At 38.6% G+C, this 20,872-nt stretch carries 20 protein-coding genes and 1 riboswitch; of the genes, 13 read left to right on the top strand and 7 right to left on the bottom strand.

The features are described 5' to 3' along the window. Positions 1-64 precede the first annotated feature (64 nt). From RRV45_RS05920 to RRV45_RS05900, 5 genes are all read left to right on the top strand, one after another. Complete coding sequence (locus RRV45_RS05920; RefSeq protein ID WP_315667867.1) at positions 65-874, top strand: hypothetical protein; 810 nt, start codon at positions 65-67, stop codon at positions 872-874. Beyond that, entirely contained in the window at positions 852-1,493 is a 642-nt protein-coding gene (locus RRV45_RS05915) for a hypothetical protein (protein ID WP_315667866.1), read from the top strand. Before RRV45_RS05920 ends, RRV45_RS05915 begins: the two co-directional genes overlap by 23 nt. 318 nt (positions 1,494-1,811) lie before the next feature. Then, complete coding sequence (locus RRV45_RS05910) at positions 1,812-2,321, top strand: sigma-70 family RNA polymerase sigma factor (protein ID WP_315667865.1); 510 nt, start codon at positions 1,812-1,814, stop codon at positions 2,319-2,321. Next, entirely contained in the window at positions 2,322-3,626 is a 1,305-nt protein-coding gene (locus RRV45_RS05905) for a DUF4179 domain-containing protein (protein ID WP_315667863.1), read from the top strand. It begins immediately after the preceding gene. Between the two features lie 161 nt (positions 3,627-3,787). Then, positions 3,788-4,309 (top strand): cupin domain-containing protein, encoded by a 522-nt coding sequence (locus tag RRV45_RS05900; RefSeq protein ID WP_315667862.1) that lies wholly within the window; start codon positions 3,788-3,790, stop codon positions 4,307-4,309. A gap of 58 nt (positions 4,310-4,367) precedes the next feature. On the opposite strand, the gene RRV45_RS05895 is transcribed toward RRV45_RS05900, so the two are convergent. Next, a complete protein-coding gene (locus tag RRV45_RS05895; protein ID WP_315667861.1) occupies positions 4,368-5,216 on the bottom strand; it encodes an MBL fold metallo-hydrolase in 849 nt (282 codons plus the stop codon). Positions 5,217-5,426: 210 nt separating this feature from the next. Then, positions 5,427-5,536, top strand: a riboswitch (TPP riboswitch). 93 nt (positions 5,537-5,629) lie between these two features. Between RRV45_RS05895 and RRV45_RS05890 the strand changes: the two genes are divergently transcribed. The 7 genes from RRV45_RS05890 (at position 5,630) to RRV45_RS05860 (ending at position 11,893) form a co-directional block, all read left to right on the top strand. Continuing rightward, positions 5,630-6,625, top strand: coding sequence for an ABC transporter substrate-binding protein (locus RRV45_RS05890; protein WP_315667860.1), 996 nt, complete (start codon positions 5,630-5,632; stop codon positions 6,623-6,625). Between the two features lie 13 nt (positions 6,626-6,638). After that, a complete protein-coding gene (locus RRV45_RS05885) occupies positions 6,639-6,929 on the top strand; it encodes a thiamine-binding protein (protein ID WP_315667859.1) in 291 nt (96 codons plus the stop codon). After that, the gene (locus RRV45_RS05880; protein ID WP_315667858.1) at positions 6,929-7,690 is read left to right on the top strand and encodes an ABC transporter permease; all 762 of its coding nucleotides are present in this window, start codon (positions 6,929-6,931) and stop codon (positions 7,688-7,690) included. The genes RRV45_RS05885 and RRV45_RS05880 overlap by 1 nt, the downstream gene beginning before the upstream one ends. A 1-nt stretch (position 7,691) precedes the next feature. After that, entirely contained in the window at positions 7,692-8,432 is a 741-nt protein-coding gene (locus tag RRV45_RS05875) for an ABC transporter ATP-binding protein (protein WP_315667857.1), read from the top strand. A gap of 2 nt (positions 8,433-8,434) precedes the next feature. Continuing rightward, complete coding sequence (locus RRV45_RS05870; protein ID WP_315667856.1) at positions 8,435-9,217, top strand: TatD family hydrolase; 783 nt, start codon at positions 8,435-8,437, stop codon at positions 9,215-9,217. A 280-nt stretch (positions 9,218-9,497) separates the two neighbouring features. Then, positions 9,498-10,226 carry a class I SAM-dependent methyltransferase gene (locus RRV45_RS05865; RefSeq protein WP_315667855.1) on the top strand — a complete coding sequence of 243 codons (729 nt, stop codon included), beginning with the start codon at positions 9,498-9,500 and terminating at the stop codon, positions 10,224-10,226. Between the two features lie 281 nt (positions 10,227-10,507). After that, positions 10,508-11,893, top strand: a complete 1,386-nt coding sequence (locus RRV45_RS05860) for an MATE family efflux transporter (RefSeq protein ID WP_315667854.1) — start codon at positions 10,508-10,510, stop codon at positions 11,891-11,893. Between the two features lie 93 nt (positions 11,894-11,986). Here RRV45_RS05860 and RRV45_RS05855 read toward each other — a convergent pair whose 3' ends face one another. Together RRV45_RS05855 and RRV45_RS05850 are read right to left on the bottom strand one after the other, a co-directional pair. Continuing rightward, on the bottom strand, positions 11,987-14,359 hold the full coding sequence (locus RRV45_RS05855; protein ID WP_410489335.1) for a polyprenyl synthetase family protein: 2,373 nt from the start codon (positions 14,357-14,359) through the stop codon (positions 11,987-11,989). 124 nt (positions 14,360-14,483) lie between these two features. Then, a complete protein-coding gene (locus RRV45_RS05850; RefSeq protein WP_315667852.1) occupies positions 14,484-15,710 on the bottom strand; it encodes an NADH:flavin oxidoreductase/NADH oxidase family protein in 1,227 nt (408 codons plus the stop codon). A gap of 402 nt (positions 15,711-16,112) precedes the next feature. On the opposite strand from RRV45_RS05850, the gene RRV45_RS05845 reads away from it, so the two are divergent. Then, complete coding sequence (locus tag RRV45_RS05845) at positions 16,113-16,910, top strand: LysM peptidoglycan-binding domain-containing protein (protein WP_315667851.1); 798 nt, start codon at positions 16,113-16,115, stop codon at positions 16,908-16,910. A gap of 244 nt (positions 16,911-17,154) precedes the next feature. Here RRV45_RS05845 and RRV45_RS05840 read toward each other — a convergent pair whose 3' ends face one another. From RRV45_RS05840 to RRV45_RS05825, 4 genes are read right to left on the bottom strand one after another with little or no spacing between them, the layout of a single operon-like run. Continuing rightward, entirely contained in the window at positions 17,155-18,345 is a 1,191-nt protein-coding gene (locus RRV45_RS05840; RefSeq protein WP_315667849.1) for a CaiB/BaiF CoA transferase family protein, read from the bottom strand. 20 nt (positions 18,346-18,365) lie between these two features. Continuing rightward, positions 18,366-19,142, bottom strand: a complete 777-nt coding sequence (locus tag RRV45_RS05835) for an enoyl-CoA hydratase/isomerase family protein (RefSeq protein ID WP_315667848.1) — start codon at positions 19,140-19,142, stop codon at positions 18,366-18,368. Between the two features lie 16 nt (positions 19,143-19,158). After that, positions 19,159-19,821, bottom strand: a complete 663-nt coding sequence (locus tag RRV45_RS05830) for a methionine ABC transporter permease (RefSeq protein ID WP_315667846.1) — start codon at positions 19,819-19,821, stop codon at positions 19,159-19,161. Positions 19,822-19,825: 4 nt separating this feature from the next. Beyond that, positions 19,826-20,839, bottom strand: coding sequence for a methionine ABC transporter ATP-binding protein (locus tag RRV45_RS05825; protein ID WP_315667844.1), 1,014 nt, complete (start codon positions 20,837-20,839; stop codon positions 19,826-19,828). Positions 20,840-20,872 lie beyond the last annotated feature (33 nt).

The raw sequence follows: 20,872 nt of genomic DNA, 5'->3' as shown, positions 1-20,872 counted from the left end.
GCCCATATATCAGCATAGACTATTTTAATATTGCTTTTCAATATAGGTTGAGGGGGTTAATAGAATGGAATTAACAGCAGCTCATTGGATGTATTTAATTGGGACCTGCGTTATTATTCTAACCATGCTGTTTCGTCAAAATATTGTTGTACCTTCCATTATCGTAACATTCTTAGTTGGGTGGATATTTACTGGCTCTTTTATATCTGGTTTGCAGACCATATTCAATGCAAGCTTAGTTGCCGCAGGGGAATTATTTAATATCTTCCTTATTATCACAATTATGACTGCTTTACTGCACTCGTTGAAATCACTTGGATCAGATAGGCAAATGATCACACCATTTCAGAAGGTAATGAAAAATGGGCATTTATCATACTGGATCATTATTTTCGTTACGTATATCATCTCGCTATTCTTTTGGCCAACACCGGCTGTACCATTAGTTGGCGCTTTGCTTATACCTGTAGCTGTTCGGGCTGGACTTCCGCCGATTGGAGCAGCCATTGCGATTTCACTCGCTGGTCAGGGAATGGCCTTATCGTCTGATTACGTCATCCAAATTGCTCCTACTTTGACAGCAACTGCTGCAGGGGCGAATGTTGGAATTTTAGCGGATCGGGCGCTAGTATTATCGATCATTACAGGGATTACGGCCATTGTTATCGCTTATTTATTTTTAAGAAAACAAATTTCACGTCCATCCAATACTCATTTGATCGCCTGGGAAAAGGAAGGTCAATCTCCTCATTCGAAAGAAGAAATGGAAAATAACCAAACGCAAAAAAGTAAATATAGACACCCTTTTTGCCATCCTTGTTCCCCTAACATTTCTAATAATTATTGTATATATGTTTCTCGCCAAATTTTCTGATTTCATCCCATCCATTGAGGGTGGAACCGGTGCTGCCCTAATAGGTGGTGCATCCGCCATTCTCCTTATTGCTGCAACTATGTTTAAAAATCTACGTTCATCGCTAAATGATGTAAGTGAAAATTTTGTGCAAGGATTTTTGTTCGCCTTTAAAGCAATGGGGCCGGTCATTCCGATTGCTGGATTTTTCTTTATTGGAAGTGGAGATTTATCAAGTAAAATATTTGGCATTGGTGCAGAAGGGGCGCCTTCCTTCTTATTTGATCTAGTTGTGGCTGGACAGCAATTCATACCGGAAAGCACCTTTATCGCAGGTTTTGGCATTCTAATAATTGGGGCTATTACGGGGTTAGACGGTTCTGGTTTTTCCGGCCTTCCTTTAGTTGGATCTTTATCTGGAGCATTAGGCCCAAATGTCGGGGTTGACGTTGAAACATTAGCAGCTATTGGGCAAATGGGCGCTATTTGGGTAGGCGGTGGAACGTTGATTGCCTGGTCATCCCTTGTCGCCGTAGCAGGATTTGCAAAAGTCCCCGTTATGGAACTTGTTCGAAAAAGCTTTTTCCCGGTAATGATTGGCTTAATTCTTTCTACTGTTATAGGGCTATTGATTTTCTAAAAAAAATCAAAAAAAGGCTTACAGTACAATTAGACTGTAAGCCTTTCAAATTTATATTTAGTTTTATCAAATCATGAATAAGGAAACAAGCCCCAAACATTTTTCCATTCATTTAGGCAGCCTCATAATATTTATAAATACTTTACATGTTAGAATTGGTATTTAATAGTATTTCAATCTATTCTTTTTTATAAAATCTTTTCCATTATTCATTTAGGATTAGACCACCCCTAATGACCATTATTAATTACGAAAAAGAAGATGAACGATTTCCCCTGCTGCAAAGTCTAATATGTACAGGGGGAAGGAGGCAACGCTGTGGTTGAGATAGATATAATAAAAAAAGCAATGAAAAGGGATGAACACGCTCTTTTACACGTGCTGGAAGCATATGAAGATGTCATGTATCGGACAGCGTTTGCTTATTTAAAAAATGAGCACGATGCGATTGAAGCCATTCAAGAAACGACTTACCGAAGCTATAAAAACATTCATACACTTAAAGAGCCGCGTTATGTCGGAACATGGCTCGTTCGAATATTGCTCAATGTGTGCCACGATATGCATAAGAGAAAAAGTCGTATAGAGCTGAGGGAAACGTTGGAGGTCGAAGGACAATATTATGATTCTCCTAAGCTAGAGATTGTTGAAGCGATTTCGCAATTGCCGCATGAACAGCAGCAATTAATTTATTTGAAATATTTTCAGGATATGAAAAACAATGAGATTGCGAGCGCGCAAAATATTCCCGAAGGAACAGTTAAATCCAGATTGCATACAGCTCTTCGAAAGCTGCGCCATTATTTTAGCGAGAGGAGGGAATTTTAAATGAATGAAAAAGAATATGCCGCTTTAAAAGATGAACTTAATTCGATTCCGGTTCCGAAAGAAGCACTCTCCTATGCAAGGGCAAACGGTTTAAAGAGAGTAAGAAATGAAAGACGAAATCGCAAAAGATGGACAGGAACGTTTGCAGTTACAGCAGCTCTTATCTTAATCTTTATTACAACGATTCGCGTATCTCCTGCTTTTGCACAAGCTGTTGCGAAAATACCAGGCTTTGCTCCGCTTGTTGAGATGATTGCCTATGACAAAGGAATTGAAGATATATTAAAAAATGAATATTACGAAGAGCTTAATATAACGGAAACAAAGAATAATTTAACGTTTACATTGCTCGGCATCATTGCAGATGAATCGGGAATGTTTATTAATTATGTGCTGGAAGCCCCTTTCGATATTCATGACCTCAACACGAAAAACGTTGAGATTAAGCAAAATAGTAAAAGGCTGGAAGCTGGATTAACATATAGTTGGTTTGGGAAGGAGCCAACAAATCATATAGAAGATATCATAGAGGTAACCTCTAGTAATAATATCGACTACACAAATCCGAATTTCGAATTATCCATTACCTTTAAAGACGAACATGAGACAAAATTCAACATCCCTTTTTCATTGCATAAGAAAATTGCAAAAAGTAAAAATTACAAATTAGATCAAACTGTAGAAATCGATGATCAAAAATTGACCGTTAAATCACTGAGGATCTCTCCGCTTCGGGCAAAGCTTGATATCGCAGTCGATTCTGCAAACACCATGCAAATTTTGCAAATTAAAAGCATGCGTTTATTGGATGAAAAAGGCGAAGTATGGGGTACGATTACAAATGGATTTTCAGGTTTTGGAGGTATGCGTGACGCAGAAGCATCACTCTTTTTTCAAAGCAACTATTTTAGAGAGCCAAAGAACTTGACGTTGGAAATTAATGATGTGCAGGCATTGCCAAAAGGAAAGGATTATATCGAAGTCGATTTTCTAAAGAAGAAAGTCCTCTATATTCCCGACAATGTAAATGTAATTATCGGAATTGAAAGTAATAATACAATTCGTGCTAACTTTAAATCGAAAGAAGAAAATCATTTCTATCAAATGTTTTTCCAAGCAGTCGATGCAAACGGCAAGACTGTTTATACTAATGGTTCGAGTCATAGCAATAGAGATGGGATGGCAGAATCAACCTACACATTTGACACAAGCAATAAAACAAATCCGATTCGAATTTATTTCAATAGCTACGAAAAGTATTTAAAAGGATCTGCTGCTGTGAATATTCCCTTAATCATGAAATAGCCTTTTAAAAATATCGGGATTTTTCATTATATTAAAATAACCTTTATTAGTGAGATGTTTTTTGTTATACTTCACTGGTTCATTTAGTTTAACTGCGATGATCGCAGGATTATTTGTTTGGTAAGCTCAAGAGATTTGAATTTTTTTGGAGGTATTTTACTTTGAACAATCATGATGCACAATATTTTGTATCGAAACTTGGACTAGAGCCACACCCAGAAGGCGGATATTATAAAAGAACATTCGAATCTGGTGAAAGAACTTCTGATCAAGAATTAACAGTGAATTTTGAGGGGAAACGAAAGCTATATACGAGTATTTATTTTTTATTAACTTCTAATGATCTGTCCCATCTTCACCGCTTGAAATCTGATGAATTATGGTATTATCATGCTGGAAGTCCTTTAACGATTCATATTATTCATGAAAACGGAGAATATGAAGAGATAAAATTAGGATTAAATTTGGATAAAGGAGAAGTCCCTCAAGCTTTAGTTCCGAAAAATGCTATTTTCGGATCGTCTGTTATGGAAGAAGATACCTTCTCCTTAGTAGGCTGTATGGTTTCTCCAGGTTTTGAATTTCAGGACTTTGAATTGTTCACACAAGACGAGCTCCTTTCTCAATATCCTACGCATAAAGAGATCATTGAAAAGTTAGCATATAAAACCATTCCTGAGTAAGCTATAAACAACGGACCCCTGGTAAAGTAAATTTTACTAGGGGCCTTCTTTAACATATTTATTTTTTCTTCTGATTGCCGCTGACAAAATTTTGGATATACTCAAGCTGCTCTTCACTTGGTTCTGTCCCTCGTACTTCGTTAAACTTAGTGACAGCTGAATCAACAGAAACCTCTTCACCTACGATTTCTCCTATATTAATAAGATCATCCAAGAAGCTCCACATTTCCTCATACGTTTTTGGATCTTGATGTCCAGTTACATAACTATTGACATCATATTTTTTGATTTTTTCTAATAAGATGGTGAGTTCGTTCAGATCATAGCTCCATTCGCCACTATAAAAGTCCTGATAGATGCAATCTCCTAGAAACATCACTTTTTCATCAGGAACATAAATGATGGATGAATCCTGCGCATGGACTCCTCCAACATGTTCAACTACACAAGTTACGCCGCCCAAATCCATTTCGAACTTATCACTAAATGTTAAATCTGGCACCTGCAGCTCTAAATTATCCCTGCTCGGCATTTCTTTTTTGATATATTCACTGCAAAATTCGATCTCTTCACCCGTCTCAACTCGCGCATCTAGTGAAGCATCATCCCATTTAAGAGTTTTCAAATATTCCAATTTTTCTTTTGTTTCCTCATGGCTAATCGTTAATAATCCCATCGTTTTTATGCCAAAGATATGATCCCAATGCCAATGTGTGATAACAACAAACTTGACCGGCGGGATTTCCATTTTACCCACTAAATTAAGAAAATCCTTTGCATGTGCGGGCGAATTCCCTGAATCAACGACAACGCTAAAGTCATCCCCACAAATTAAACCTAATGCAGGACGGTCAGTTTCCGAATAATGTGGCATATAATACACTTTATTTGTAAGTTTTTTCAGCATTTAAGTACCTACTCTCGTGTTTTTTATTATTTTAACATAACAAACTCAAATTTCTAATACATATAGAGATTCCAGAATTGAATACAAAGATAAAATGAAAATTTAGCGGTTCTTGCTCAAGGTTGTCTATTCGCAAAAAGATTTCATATTTTAAGCTCCTTCGCCCTCTTATTATTTGATATAATAAAGTATCTGAAAAAATAAATAGCATTAGAATTGTGGGGGAACCGGTGTGACCGGTTGAGATTGGACCTGAGAGGTACTGACCCTTTGAACCTGATCTGGGTAAGACCAGCGGAGGAAACGTATTCGAATGAAGAATAGATATGTTTTTTCATGTACGCGCGGGTTCTCATCCGGGTGTTTTTTATTTTTTCTGGTAAAACATCATGAATACTTTGGAGGAAACGATCATGAAAAAGTTTATTGCAACGATGTTGACAGTCTTGCTTCTCGCAGGATGTGCTGGAGGAAAGGATTCGGCAGATCAACAGAAGGACAAGCTAGAGAAAAATGAAAAGGTAACGGTAGTTCTTGATTGGACGCCGAATACGAATCATACCGGTTTATATGTTGCTCAGGATAAAGGATATTTTAACGAAGAAGGCTTGGATGTTGAAATTATTATGCCTGGTGAAGCAGGAGCCGATCAGCTGGTCGCTTCGGGGAAAGCCGATTTTGGCGTAAGCTATCAGGAAAGTATTACACAAGCTCGTGTTCAAGGAGTTCCTTTAGTTTCAATCGCAGCAGTTATTCAGCATAATACATCAGGATTTGCCTCTCCAGCGGAGAAAAACATCACTTCTCCAAAGGATTTTGCGGGAAAAACATACGGGGGCTGGGGAGCACCAGTTGAAAAATCAGTGATTGCTTCATTAATGCAAGTCGAAAATGCCAACGTAGAAGATGTTTCCATTGTGAATATGGGAGATACAGACTTTTTTACAGCGGTAAAACGAGATGTTGACTTTGCATGGATCTACTATGGCTGGACAGGCATTGAAGCGGAACTTCGCGGAGAAAAGATTAATATGGTCTATTTAACCGATTATAGTAAGAAACTTGACTACTATACACCAGTCCTTGCAACAAATGAAAAGAAGCTTGAATCTAATCCGGAACAAGTGAAGAAATTTTTGAAGGCTGTTTCGAAAGGTTATAAATTTGCCATCGACAATCCATCCGATGCAGCTGATAGTTTATTAAAAGCAGCACCTGATCTTGATCAAGAGCTTGTGAAGAAAAGCCAGGAATGGCTGGCATCAAAATATCAAGATGATGCGCCAAGATGGGGTGAACAGAAACTTGAAGTTTGGGAAAACTATGCAAGCTGGATGTATGAAAATCAATTATTAGATAGTGAACTAGATGCACAAAAAGCCTATACAAACGACTATTTACCACAGTAAGGAGACTGGCAGGATGAACAATGCCCTAGTTAGCATTCAAATAATACCGAAAACAAAAAATGGCGAAGACGTGATTCCATATGTGGATGAAGCGATTAAAATTATTGAAGAATCAGGTGTGGCCTACAAAGTTTCTCCATTAGAAACAACGATGGAAGGTGAGCTTTCCTATCTTTTTGATGTGATTAAGAAAATGAATGAACGCATGATTGAAATGGGCAGCAGAAACGTGATTTCTCAAGTGAAAATTTTATATCAGCCAACAGGTATCACGATGAGTCAGTTAACGGAGAAGTATCAATAATGAAGCTGAAGCGACTTAAGGGATGGAGATCGGTTGTCGTTCTCCTTCTCTTCTTTTTCATTTGGGAGCTGGTAGTTAAAAAAGCCGGAATTCCAGAATGGCTGCTACCTGCGCCCTCAACCATTATGACGGAAGCGATTACAGGCTTTGCAAGTTTTTCTGAACACATGCTTTCAACGATAAAACTCGGGGTTACAGGGTTTGCGATTGGAGTTGGGATTGGCCTTTCCGCTGCTATCCTGCTCTATCTCTTGCCGTTTGTCCGAGAAGCTGTTTATCCGTTTCTGATTCTTTCACAAAATATTCCGGTGATCGTTCTCGCTCCATTATTGGTTATCTGGTTTGGTTTTGGGCTTTTGCCAAAAATGATTGTCATTACACTTGTTTGTTTTTTCCCTGTTACTATCGCAGCTCTTGATGGGTTTAAGCAAACATCAGCTGACTTAAGGCATTATATGAAAATGGCAGGCGCAACGAAGAGTCAAATGTTTTGGAAGCTGGAACTTCCACATGCTCTCCCCTCCATTTTTTCAGGAATAAAAATCTCTGCCACTTATAGTGTGATGGGTGCCGTGATTTCCGAATGGCTTGGGGCAAAATCAGGCATCGGTGTGTATATGACTTTAGCTTCTTCCTCATTCCGAACAGATCGGGTGTTTGTTGCCATCTTTGCGATTATGGCGTTAAGTCTTTTATTTTTTGCAATTATTATTTTAATTGAACGACTTCTTATCCGCTGGCAGTCAAAAGGAGCAAACTAAAATGAGTGTCTTAACGATACAGGATATTTCGAAAAAATTTTCAGATATAGATATCATTAAGCATCTTAATTTACAAGTGAACGAAGGGGAATTTGTATCCATCCTTGGCCCTTCAGGCAGTGGAAAAAGTACACTCTTTTCCCTCATTGGCGGAATACTTACGCCTGATGAAGGAACGATTACACTGAAGGGTGAAAAAATCAATAGTCAAACAGGCGCAGTGAGTTACATGCCGCAGTCCCCTAGTCTACTTCCATGGAGAACAGTTTTACAGAACGTTCTTCTTGGTCAAGAGTTAAAGGGAAAAAAGGATAGTATTAAAGCAATAGAAATGATTAAAAAAGCCGGGTTAGCCCAATATACTCATTCCTATCCTCATGAGCTCTCTGGCGGGATGAAACAGCGGGTATCCTTCATTCGCGCTTTGCTCAGTCCACAGCCAATCATCTTACTGGATGAACCGTTCTCAGCATTAGACGAACTCACAAGACTGGATATGCAAAAATGGCTATTGTCCATCTGGGAAAACAATCGCCGGACTGTTTTATTTGTCACTCATAATCTTGAAGAAGCTTTGTTTTTATCCGACCGGATTGTGATTCTCTCCAACAAGCCTGCAACGGTTGCAGCTGAATTTGTCATTCCTTTTGCTAGACCGCGTAAGGAAGAGCTGCTGTTAGAGGACGACTTTTTACAATGGAAACGGAAAATCTATTATGAATTGAAATCGTTCATGGAGTGAGTATGATGAAAAAAATCATTGATTCGCATATTCATCTCGATCAGTATGAGAAAAAGGATTTAAGCCGAATTATTGAAGGAGATAATTCGGTCGAAGCAATGATTGCTGTTTCCTTTGACTTGCAATCATGTAAGGCTACACAGGAAATTGCTACGTGTTATCAACAGGTATATCCAGCTTACGGCTATCATCCAGAACAGAAGCTTCCACATGAAAAAGAGCTTGTCGAGCTGATTAATTGGATGGATCGTTATCAAGATGAAATGATTGCAGTTGGTGAAGTGGGACTCCCCTATTATTTGCGTCAAGAACAGGATCTCCCTCTTGAACCCTTTCTTGAATTGTTAGAGGAAGTGACAATCAAGTCGAAAATATGGCAAAAACCGCTCGTGCTTCACGCTGTATACGAGGATGCGAAAATTGTATGTGACCTTCTTGAAAAGCACTCAATTTCAAAAGCCCATTTCCATTGGTTTAAGGGAGATGAGTATACGATTGACCGGATGATTAAGAATGGTTATTTTATATCCGTCACGCCTGATGTACTCTATGAAGACGATATTCAGGGGCTAGTCAAAAAGTATCCTCTCGAGCAAATCATGGTTGAAACCGATGGTCCTTGGCCATTCGAAGGTCCTTTTACAGGCTGCCAGACCCACCCGCAAATGATGCATAAATCACTAGAGGAAATTGCGAGATTAAAGCGTGTACCGATATCAGAGGTTTATTCTATTGTTAGAAAAAATACAATTGGGTTTTATTGTTTAAGAGATAAAGAGAGCTAACAGTGCTAACGCAAACAAATGTGGTGGTTTCGCAAATAAATCATGTGGTTTCGCAAACAAACCCTGAAGGTTCGCAAACAAACCCTGTAGTTTCGCAAACAAACCCTGAAGTTTCGCAAACAAACCCTGTCGGTTCGCAAATAAATCTCAATAAAGCTGGCTGTAAATAGGGATCATAATAGACAGTGACTTCCATCATTAGATTCATCTCTTAAATGGGTTATAATTTGCATTGAGAGTAACATTAAATTAGTAATTTGCAGAGATGAGGTGTAAGGTGATGACATTTTATCAAGTATTAAGTCAATATTATGATGATATTTTTCCTAGCAATCCAGCTCAGCTGAGTTTTATAAAGTCTGTCATAAACAATAAAGCCAAGCTACTTGATATTGCTGCCGGAGCAGGCAACCAAGCGATTGAATTAGCGAAATCAGGCTACAACGTAACAGCCGTTGATCTTGATCAGAAGATGGTCGAAAAAATCGAACAAAAGCGGACAGGTCATCAGGTGAATTTAACGGCATTAAAATTAGATATGAGAGATATAAATCACTTTAAAGACCAATCGTTTGATGCTGCCATTTGTATCGGAAATTCCATTGTTCATTTAGAATCACATGCAGAAATTAGTAAGACCCTAAAGAAAATATCCAATGTACTAGCCGAGGACGGCATTTTAATTATTCAAACTGTAAATTATGATCGTGTTCTTCAACACCATATTACAGATTTGCCGCTTATAGAGTTGCCGAATAAGGGAATTATATTTAAGAGAACATATGACCACTTCGAAAATAAAATTAATTTCAACGGAACACTTACGGTCAATCAGTCATCTGGTATTCATACCTACACGAATAGTGTTGAGCTATACCCGTTAACTTCAAATGAACTTAATGAGAGTCTAATAATGGCTGGGTTTCGGAAAGTAGAGTTATTTGGAGATTTTAAGGGATCGGAATATTCGCCCGATTCTCCTGCATTAATCGGAATTGCTTACAAATAAAAAGCTGTAATAAGCATACATCATTTAAAAAAGATGAGAGATGTTACGTCTGCTCATCTTTTTCTTGATAAATATATGATACTTCTAAATATAGCTCCTTAATTTTTTCCCTTCATAGAATACCTAATTAGCCCTTTATTAACTGGTTCCTGACCTTTTTTCAAAAGTGAAAATAATCCTCCATAAAATGACATTTCAAAACGACAAAAAAGTCTTGTAACACTCATCAAGCTGTTATAAGATACATTTCTGATTAACTTTTATGTGAAAAGGTGAACAAATTGATTAATAATTCAGCAAAGATACAGAAGGATTTTAATCTCTTCTTCTTAACTTGGCCCATATTCTTGGAAATCTTTCTTTTTATGCTCATGGGTATTGTTGATACGTTTATGTTGAGTGCCATATCGGATAATGCAGTTTCTGGTGTTGGTGCGGCCAACCAATACCTTCATATTTCCATACTCATTTTGGAAGTAGTCGGTAACGGTGCAGCCATCGTTATTGCTCAATATATCGGTTCGAGAAAAATGGCCGAGGTTGCGAAAATATCTGCGACAGCCATTATAATGAATTTAATGGTCGGCATAATCGTCAGTGTGATTTTTCTTCTTTTCAGCAGAAATATATTGGAAGGATTAAATTTATCAGGAGAAATATTAATTTATGCTGACAGCTATTTAAGGATTGTCGGTGGAGCTATTTTCTTGCAGGCACTTATTAATTCAGTCGCTGCTATCATACGGGTTCATGGATTTACAAAGCAGGCTATGCTTGTCTCACTTGGAATGAACGTGATTCATATTATAGGAAACTATTGTTTAATATTTGGAAAGTTTGGATTCCCGGAATTAGGTGTCCAAGGTGCTGCTATTTCTTCCGTAGTTAGCCGTATCCTTGCATTGCTAGTATTCTTCTGGCTCCTCTATCGAATTATGGAAATCCGAATTGAAATTAAATATTATTTCAATCTATCGCGAGAATATATACGAAAAATTTTAAAGATCGGTTTACCTTCTGCCTTTGAACAGGTAATGTATCAATCCTGCCAAATCGTCTTCTTATTTTATGTGACCTTTCTCGGTGAGAACTCACTTGCAGCAAGACAATACGCAGCTAATATCTCAATGTTTATGTATTTATTTGCCTTAGCCATTGGAATGGGAACATCAATCATCGTTGGTAGGCTTGTTGGCGGAAATCTAAAGGATGAAGCATATGTCCGGGTATGGAAAAGTCTAAAATGGGCGAGTGCTGCCACATTGATCATCGTGGCCACAGTCATCTTGCTTCGCGAACCACTGATGGCGTTATTCACAGATGATCCTGAGATCATTCGCTTAGGTGCAAGCGTCCTGCTATTTAGTATCCTACTTGAAACAGGGCGTACGATAAACATTGTTGTCATTAATTCGTTACGTGCAGCAGGAGATGCAACCTTCCCTGTCATCATCGGTGCGTTTTCAATGGTAGGAATGAGTCTCCCATTAGGTTATTTCTTTGTGTTTTACCTTGATCTTGGCTTACCAGGTGTTTGGCTGGCTATTGCAGCTGATGAATGGACTCGGGCCATTATTATGTATTTTAGATGGAAAAGCAGAAAATGGGAAAAACATGCCCTTGTTCCCCATGACAACCCAGAATTAGGGGAAGTTGCTGTAAATTAAAATTTATCAAGGATATAGAAAATCGAAAACAGAGGGGATTCGCCCCTCTGTTTTTGTGTTCACCTTTTGAATTCATTAGGATTAACAAACTCTTTAATGATCCCTGTTCACAATATAATTCAATAAATGCTTCAGAAAAGTGGTGTTCCGTTGCACCTCTTGCAACGCTTCCATCGCAAGACAGTAGTGTTCCCACATCGCTTTTCTGGCACCATCAATACCTAGAATGGACACAAAAGTTGAATTGTTGTTTTCAGCATCTTTACCAATTGGTTTTCCGAGGAGGATTAGATCACCTTCAACATCTAGCAGATCATCTTTAATCTGAAACGCAATGCCTGCATGGCGGGCGAATTTTTTCAAAGCTTCAATTTCTAACCCATTTGCTTGGGCGAGAATTGCAGGCATGATAAGGGAAGCTTCAAAAGCTATCCCGGTTTTATAAAAACTCATCATATTCAATCGTTCTAGGGTCAATTGTTTCCCTCTAGAATCTAAGTCCATCGCTTGTCCCTTACACATATCCTCTGTTATTTGGGCCGAATATTTAATCAAGGTAAGCACAGTTTTCGAATCAAACTGGTCAAGAGATGCTTGTTCCGCGATAGCCTTCTGGGTCAGAAAGAGACCTGTTAATTCTGCTACGGCGATATTGTACACCTGATGTAGGGTTGGACGCCCTCTACGGGTAGATGCATTATCCTGGGATGGAAGATCATCGAAGATTAGGGATGCAGTATGCATATATTCCAAAGATCTCAGAAGTGGAATGATTGCTGACTTTTCCAAGCCATATTCGTTTATGCCCATAACCCAAGTCACTATTGGCCTTAATCGTTTGCCATCGCTTTCCAAACTGTAATTTGCAGCATCAATGATCGGCTCTTTCATTAAAGAAACAGGATTGTTATTTGGAATATGCAGGATGTTGTTGATCTGATTCCGTACGGTTTCAATCGTATCTGAAAAATCTTCCTGTTCTTTCCGTTCATTTTTCAAAATGGTAATCATATGGTCCCGAAGCAATTTATCAAAGAAATCCACATCATCCGCTTTCCGAACCATTCTTTGGATTAATCGATTGAATTTCGGATTTCCAGAAGCAAATAGCTCCATCACTTCGTTGTATTTTTGGGTCCCGATTCGTTCTTTAAATCGTTTCAGGCCGTTTATCGCCCGATCCAAAATCACCTCACAAGTCTTGGTATCTGAATGATACACGTTATAAATCAAATTGGAGATGACCGTCCAGTATAATTCAAAGGGGTTTATAAGATCCGGGCGTTTATCATGATATTTCATATAATAGGTATAAGGTGTTACTGCACCTTCCTCCATGTCATTAAACATATCTGCAAAATCATCAGCCAGCTGGTTGTATATACCATAAAAGAATGTTCTGTTGTCAAAGCCCTCATCCTCAGGAGCACTGATCACTGAACGGACAATCAATCGTGAAGAAGCCGATTTTAAAATGATTGGAATATAAAGCTCTTCATTCGTGTAATTTGCATGTGATAGATCCTTTACTCGATCCACTTCCTGAGAATGAAAAAACACATAGGATTGCTCGAAAAATGACTTTATTGTCTCTTGCCGCTGATGAGCCTTAATGTACTCAAAGGCATCTCTCAGTTCCGAATGAATATATCGGATCAACTCCTTGTTTTTTCCTGTCCATTCGCCCAATTCCTGCACAGATCCTGTAATAAGTGTGGTGCGTATTAGATCGGAGTATTGCTTTTTCTCCTTTTCGGATAGGACTCCTGAATCCAGAAGATCGTCAATAAAAGGATAGGTCAGACCATAGGAATAGCCTAGCCTAATAGCTTTATCAAGTTTTTGAGTACGTTCTTCAGGAGATGCCTCTTCATCCATCTCTTCAAGCTCGTGCATTAATACCCCAGCAATGATTTTAATAAGTTTCCGCTGGGCTTGCACTGCATCTAGCCCCTTTGGGATATTGACGGATACAGTCTTTAGTTTATTTATCAACCAGATCATGGTAGATTCAATACCTTCCTTTTGGGCCATCCGGTAAAATCTATCCATGCGAAACAGCTCCGTTTTGTCTCCCTGGTCTGTTGTCAGATGACTTTTTAAACTATCAACTACACGTTGAATCCTAATTTGTGTATCCGCTGAGTCCAAGGCTTTGCCGAGGTCCCTCAAGAAAATATAGGAAATGCTTCGATCCAGGTAATTATCTAGTTTACCTGTGTATTCCAGCCATTGGATATAATGATGATAATTCCGAGAGTCAGGTTTTCCCTTTACACGCGAAAAAAAGGAGAATAATGAATGATGATGAATATGATTGTGTTTCCAGGATTGTATATCTTTTGTCAGGATAGGGACAAAGGCCTTTTGCACGACTTGCATACAAAGTGATTTAAAATATTGAGCAGCCTTCCGTTCAGCCAGCCGATAGCATGCATCGGCATTTTTTATTAACTCATCATTCATACTATCCATTCCCTCTACTTAATGTTTTCTTATTTATGTATACAATCTTATTTTATCCAATATTAATATTTAACCATTATTTAAACATTTTTCTTTAAAACTAACAAAATATTTTTAACTCAGATTATCGAGCTCTTCTTTTCTGAAAAACATTCCAGCCACTTTTATGAATGGTTAATAAAAGAGACAAGAGTGGGTGAAAGTTTGGTTTTGTCCTTTTTCCTTTACTTAGCCTTTCCATTTGCTGTTCATACCAAGTAATCTCTAGTAGCGCAATACGGTCGATTACGTTTATTCCTGTCTTAATTGGGCGAACAGGGCATAGATAATCTTCACCATCCAGTATTAGATTAGGAATATTGGGTTCAACAGCTAGCGGGCGAGCTAATCCAACCATATCTGTTCCCCCTTGCGCCAATGCCTGCTTCATGCCTTTCGCTGTTCTGAACCCTCCTGTTACAGCTATTGGAACATCAGTAACTTTTTTAGTCCTTTCGGCAAATTCAAGAAAATAGGCTTCACGCTTTAATGAACTCTCTTTTATAATTCTCCCTGTGAAAACTGGGGATTCGTAATTTCCTCCAGAAATTTCAATTAGGTCAATTCCAAGCTCAGACAAACGGAGAATCACTTGGATCGCATCTTCTTCAGAAAACCCACCTCGCATGAAATCGGTTGAATTAAGTTTAATCCCTATAGGGAAGGAGTTACCCACTTTTGCTCGAATGGCCAAGTACATTTCAGTCAAAAAGTTCATCCGATTATTCAATGATCCCCCCCAATAATCCAGCCGTTGATTATGTACAGGAGAGAGAAATTGGTTAACGAGATACCCATGTGCACCGTGAATTTGTACACCCGTAAATCCCGCTTTCTTGCAAATTGCTGAAGCCATGGCAAATCTCTCTATTATCTCTTCAATTTCGCTTTCTTTAAGTTCTCGTGGAGGTGCAAAGAAACGATCGTATCCCGGACCTAAAGGAATGGCAGAAGGGGCAAGAGACTCTTTTGTTAATAGCTTTAGAGATTGTTTGCCAGGATGGTTTAACTGTGCCCATAAGTGGGTATTCCCTAAGCTGCATGCCTGGGCTAACTTTTGAAGTAAAGGTAAGTTTCGCTCATCTTCAATGACCACATTTCGAGGTTCTCCTAGATACTTAGAATCAACCATAATGTTTCCTGTAATAACTAGGCCCGAACCACCCTCTGCCCACGTTTCATAAAGAGTAATCAACTCCCTCGTTGGCGCATGATCAACTGTTGCAAGATTCTCACTCATAGCAGACTTCAAAAACCGGTTTTTAATTGCAGCTCCACATGGTAAACATAACTCATCTCCTAAACAAACCATTTTGTCTCCCCCACTTCAGACTTTATTTCTAGTATATTAAATGCTAACCTTGGTGATTCTTCATATTCTTTGAACTATTTACTCGATTTTAAAAAGTTGAGCGATAGAATCTTTGCATTACTTCAATACCAGTAGTGTCCCTTTTCCCTTATAATGAGGACCCTGATTCCGTTATATATCTGAAAAGATTGATTCTCTGGTGTTTACCGGACTTTTTCTGACATTTGAATCACCTCTCAGTTTTGTTTATATAATTAAATATCAGAATAATGCAATAACAAATCGTAAATCGCTGACAAAATAATTATCTTTTTTATTTTCATCCATCATAAACTTGCCTATACCATATAAATTGAATATTCATAACTTATGAGAAAGGCACAAAAAAGGAGGTGAAGTAAATTGACAATTATTAAGATGAAAGCTTTTATTTATACAGTTCGCAAAGGGGATACTCTTTTTTCGATAGCCAACAGGTTTGGAAGCTCTGTTCAAGCAATCGAACAGGCAAACCACATAATTCCACCCATTACAGATCGTGGGCTTATCTTTCCAGGAGATGTACTAGTAGTTCCAACTCTATCAGTATCAGGAAGAGTATCTTATGTTGTCAAATCCGGTGATACTGTCAGTAGGATCGCTTCGAGGTTTAGTACATTTACCGATTTAGTTTCAGGTATCAATAAGCTGGCTAACCCTAACATTATTGTTCCTGATCAACGATTACAGGTTCCACTGTTTATCTATGAAATACAATCTGGGGATACGCTTTCCGCTATTTCGCGCAAATTTGGCATTTCACTTTCAAGAATAACCAAAGCAAATCAAGGCCGGCCCGGTTATCAAGCAGACCTTATTTGGCCAAAGTTTCATTTGCTTATCCCTTTGCCAACTTCCCGAAATATTGTTGTATGGACTCCTCTTCCTGGGACAAAAATTGTTAACGGGCAGCGAGTAGAAGGACAAGCAAGAGCATTCGAAGCCGCTCTTAATCATGAACTAAGAGATGTACGTGGAGTTATCGTTTCCAAAGAGCGCTTTACAATGGCCGATGCAGGAGCTCCAGAGTATGGAAATTTTAGAAGTACGCTTCCATTTGACAGAACACCTACAGCAAGTACAGGGGAACTTCACGTTTTTACAAGAAGTGCTAAAGATGGAAGTATTCAAGATTTAGTAAAAATAAAAGTGATATTTTAATAATATACGATCGATGCTTGCATCTGATTTTTTTCTCAGAAAATCTGTAATTCTGTTATTTGAACCGTAAAAAGGCAACGCCCAAAGGGTTAGTTGCCTTTCATTACTATTATGGATGAAAGTTTAGATGTTCTCGATCTTCGTTTACTGCATTATGATAATTTTCGTCTACAGATCTTTATATGAATTTCCTTGAATCCTTGATGCTTTGAAATTTGGAAGCAAGAGATTCGTCCCCTTCGCGTTACTTAATAACTTCTTTCTCTCTTAAAGCTTCATATTCTTCATCAGAATATCCTAGTGCGGTCAAAATCTCCTTATTGTGCTGTCCAAGGAGCGGGGCAGGCATTCTTAATTGGCCCGGAGTTTCGGAAAATTTAGCAGGGAAGCCAAGTGTTTTCATTTGTCCAACGGCAGGATGCTCATATTCAAGGACCATTTCATGTTCGAGGATATGCGGATCATTCAAAGTTTGATCATAAGAATAGATCGGACCTGATGGGATTCCGTTTTCTTCAAGAAGTTTCAGCCAGTATGCAGAATCTTTTTGTTTTAAAATTCCCTCGATTTCGACTTCAAGTTCATCTACATGTTCTGTTCTCAAGCTAACCGTTTCGTAGCGGGGATCTTCTAACCAGTGAGGTTTATCGACTACGTTTAAGCAAAAATTTTCCCATAGCTTCTGATTGGCTGCTCCAATTAATATAAAACCATCTTTGGTTTCGTAGCCTTGATATGGAGCAGATGCCCGGTGTGCTGTTCCATTCCGTTTTGCCACTTCTCCTGTTCCAAAATAAGCAGCAGCCTCCCAAACAGTCCAGGCAAGTCCTGCATTAACAAGGGAAACATCGATATATTGACCTTTTCCATTTCTTAAACGGTGGATGTATGCAGTTAAAATTGATTGAATGGCGGTTTGTGCTGCAGCGATATCATGAATGGCAATCCCTACTTTTACAGGCTTTCCACCTTTTTCACCAGTCATATCCATCAGCCCTGACATGCCTTGTGCCATAATATCATAGCCGCCCTTTTTACTATAGGAGCCAGTCTGTCCGTAGCCCGAAATCGAGCAGTAGATTAATCCAGGATTAATTTCTTTCAATGTTTCATAGTCAATGCCCAATTTTTTTGTTACGCCAGGGCGATAATTTTCTATAAAAACATCTGCGGTTTTGATTAGGTCAAGTAATATGTTGCGGCCTTCTTCACTTTTTAAATTGAGACACATGCCACGTTTATTACGATTGACCATCATATACATATAACTTTCTTCGTTAATCGCAGCACCCATTAACCGGGTGTCATCGCCCTTTGGATATTTTTCAATTTTGATGACATCAGCACCCATATCACCAAGAACCATCGTGCAATATGGACCTGCTAAAACTTGTGATAGGTCGATTACTTTCATTCCTTCTAATGCTTGATTCATGATGTAAAGACTCCTTTTCCTTACGAGAAATTCGGTTTTCTTTTTTCCAAAAACGCCTGAATGCCCTCCATATAATCATCAGAGCTGTATGATTCTAAAATGACATTTTCAATATAGTCACTTTCTTCGTTCTCTCCATCAATAATGGCTTGGATGACTTTCTTAATGCCGGCGTTGGCAACAGATGATTTCACCTTAATTCTATCGGCAAAATCAAGGCATTTCTCCTCAATTTCTTCAATTGGGTAAACATAATCAATTAAACCAATTTCTTGGCCTCGTTCTGCACTAATCAGCTTAGCTGTATATAGCAGCTCCTTCGTTTTTGAAGGGCCTATCAAATTATAAAGTCTTTTTGTACTTGATAAATTGTATACAATGCCAATATTCGCAGCTGTAATTCCTACCTTGCTCCCAGCAGAGGCAAACCGGAAATCACATGAGTTCGCAAGTTCCAGTCCTCCTCCGATTGCTAATGTTTTAATCAGGGCAATCGTTGGTTTGGAAAACCGATACAATTTTTCAATCGACTCCAAGGCGTAATCATTATAGGCCTTTGCCTTCTCCGCATGAAGACGCACTTCTAGAAACTCGGTAATATCGGCACCCGCTGAAAAAGCTGTATCATCAACACCACGGATAATCAGCACTTTCACGCTCTTATCTTGTTCCAGCTCATCTAATAACTCGCCAAGCTTTTGAAACATGGCAAGAGTAAATGAATTCTTTTTATGAGAACGGTTGATGATGAGGGAAGCAATCGCTCCATCTTTTTCTACATAAAGTTCGTTTGACATATGTTCCTCTCTCCTATCAATCTTTCTTTAAACGAGCTGAGATACGGTTACCAATAGACTGACAGCTTTGTACAAGAATAATCAGGATGATAACAGTTGCATACATGACACTTTCTTCGTAGCGTAAATGCCCATAACGGTAGGCTAAATCCCCAAGACCGCCAGCACCAACAAGTCCAGCCATCGCAGTAGCACCAATCAAGCTGACAATGGTGATGGTTAAAGCGAGGACAAGGGATGGCCTCGCTTCACGAAGCATTACATGCCAAATAATTTGTCTCGTTTTAATTCCCATTGCCTTATAGGCTTCCAATACGCCATTATCAACGGAAAGAAGAGATGATTCTACTAATCTTGCAAGATATGGTGCTGTGTAAATAACAAGTGGAACAATGGCACCTTGTACGCCAATCGTTGTGCCAACAATGAATTTTGTAAATGGAAAAATGAAAATTAATAAAATAATAAATGGAACTGAGCGCAAAATATTAATGACTAGATTTAATATTTGATAGATCCATTGATTTTGCCAAGCTTGGCCAGGACGTGTTAACACGAGCAATACCCCTAAAGGGATACCGATTATGATAGCGAATACCATGGAAACGCCAACCATTTGGAAGGTTTCCAGCACAGATTTCCAGACAATCGGAAACCATTTATCAATAAATTCAGACATAATATTATCCCTCCAATTCCTCGATGCCTACACCATGGTTTTGTAAATACGTCAATGAATCATCCACATCATGCTGTTCACCAATGAGATGGACAACAATATTGCCGACAATACCGTTTTTCAATTCTAGAATATTCGCTGTTAAAATATTGGGCTGAACTTTAAATTGCTGACTTACTTTAGCCAGAAGCGGTTGCCCTGTACTTTCTCCGACAAAAGTGAGTCGGGAAACCTTGCCGGTTACATTAAGCTGGCTAATTAATGAAGGTGACAGCTTCCGCTGACTGATTGTATTTAAGAACTTTTTCGTAGTCTGCTGCTGAGGCTTTGTAAATAAATCAATTGTCGAGCCTTGTTCAACAACTTCACCATTTTCCATTACAGATACATGGTCACAGATTTTTTGGATAACATTCATTTCATGTGTAATCAGCAAAATAGTAATCCCTAGTTCTTGATTAATTTTTAAAAGTAAATCCAAAATGGAATCCGTTGTCTCAGGATCAAGGGCACTTGTTGCTTCATCACTTAGTAATACCTCGGGCTCCTGTGCAAGTGCACGTGCAATCGCGACCCTTTGCTTTTGCCCGCCGGAAAGTTGGCTTGGAAACGATTGATGTTTATCAGCCAGTCCAACAATATCTAAATATTTAATCACACGTTCATTTGTTTCCGTCTTGCTGTAACCTAATAATTTAAGGGGGATGGCGATATTATCATAAACGGTAGCTGTTTTTAAGAGGTTGAATCCCTGGAAAATCATGCCGATTCTTTTTCGGACATCGCGTAATTGGTTGAGCGGCAAAGAAGTAGCTTCTTTGCCGCCTATAAATACTTTTCCGCTAGTAGGTTTCTCCAATAAATTTACACAGCGTATCAATGTGCTCTTACCAGCACCGCTATAGCCGATCACCCCATGAATTTCACCTTTTTTCACATGAAGATTCACATCTTTAACTGCTTTGACAATCCCTTTTTTCGACTCAAAGGATTTTGAAACGTGTTCTAATAAAATCATGGGGACTTTTCCTTTCTATGCTTTCTTTACCTA

Origin of the sequence: Bacillus sp. DTU_2020_1000418_1_SI_GHA_SEK_038 (genome assembly GCF_032341175.1) — a bacterium.
Taxonomy (GTDB): Bacteria; Bacillota; Bacilli; order Bacillales; family Cytobacillaceae; genus Cytobacillus.
Note: the sequence above shows the minus strand (reverse complement) of the source record. Positions and strands in the feature narration are given on the sequence as shown.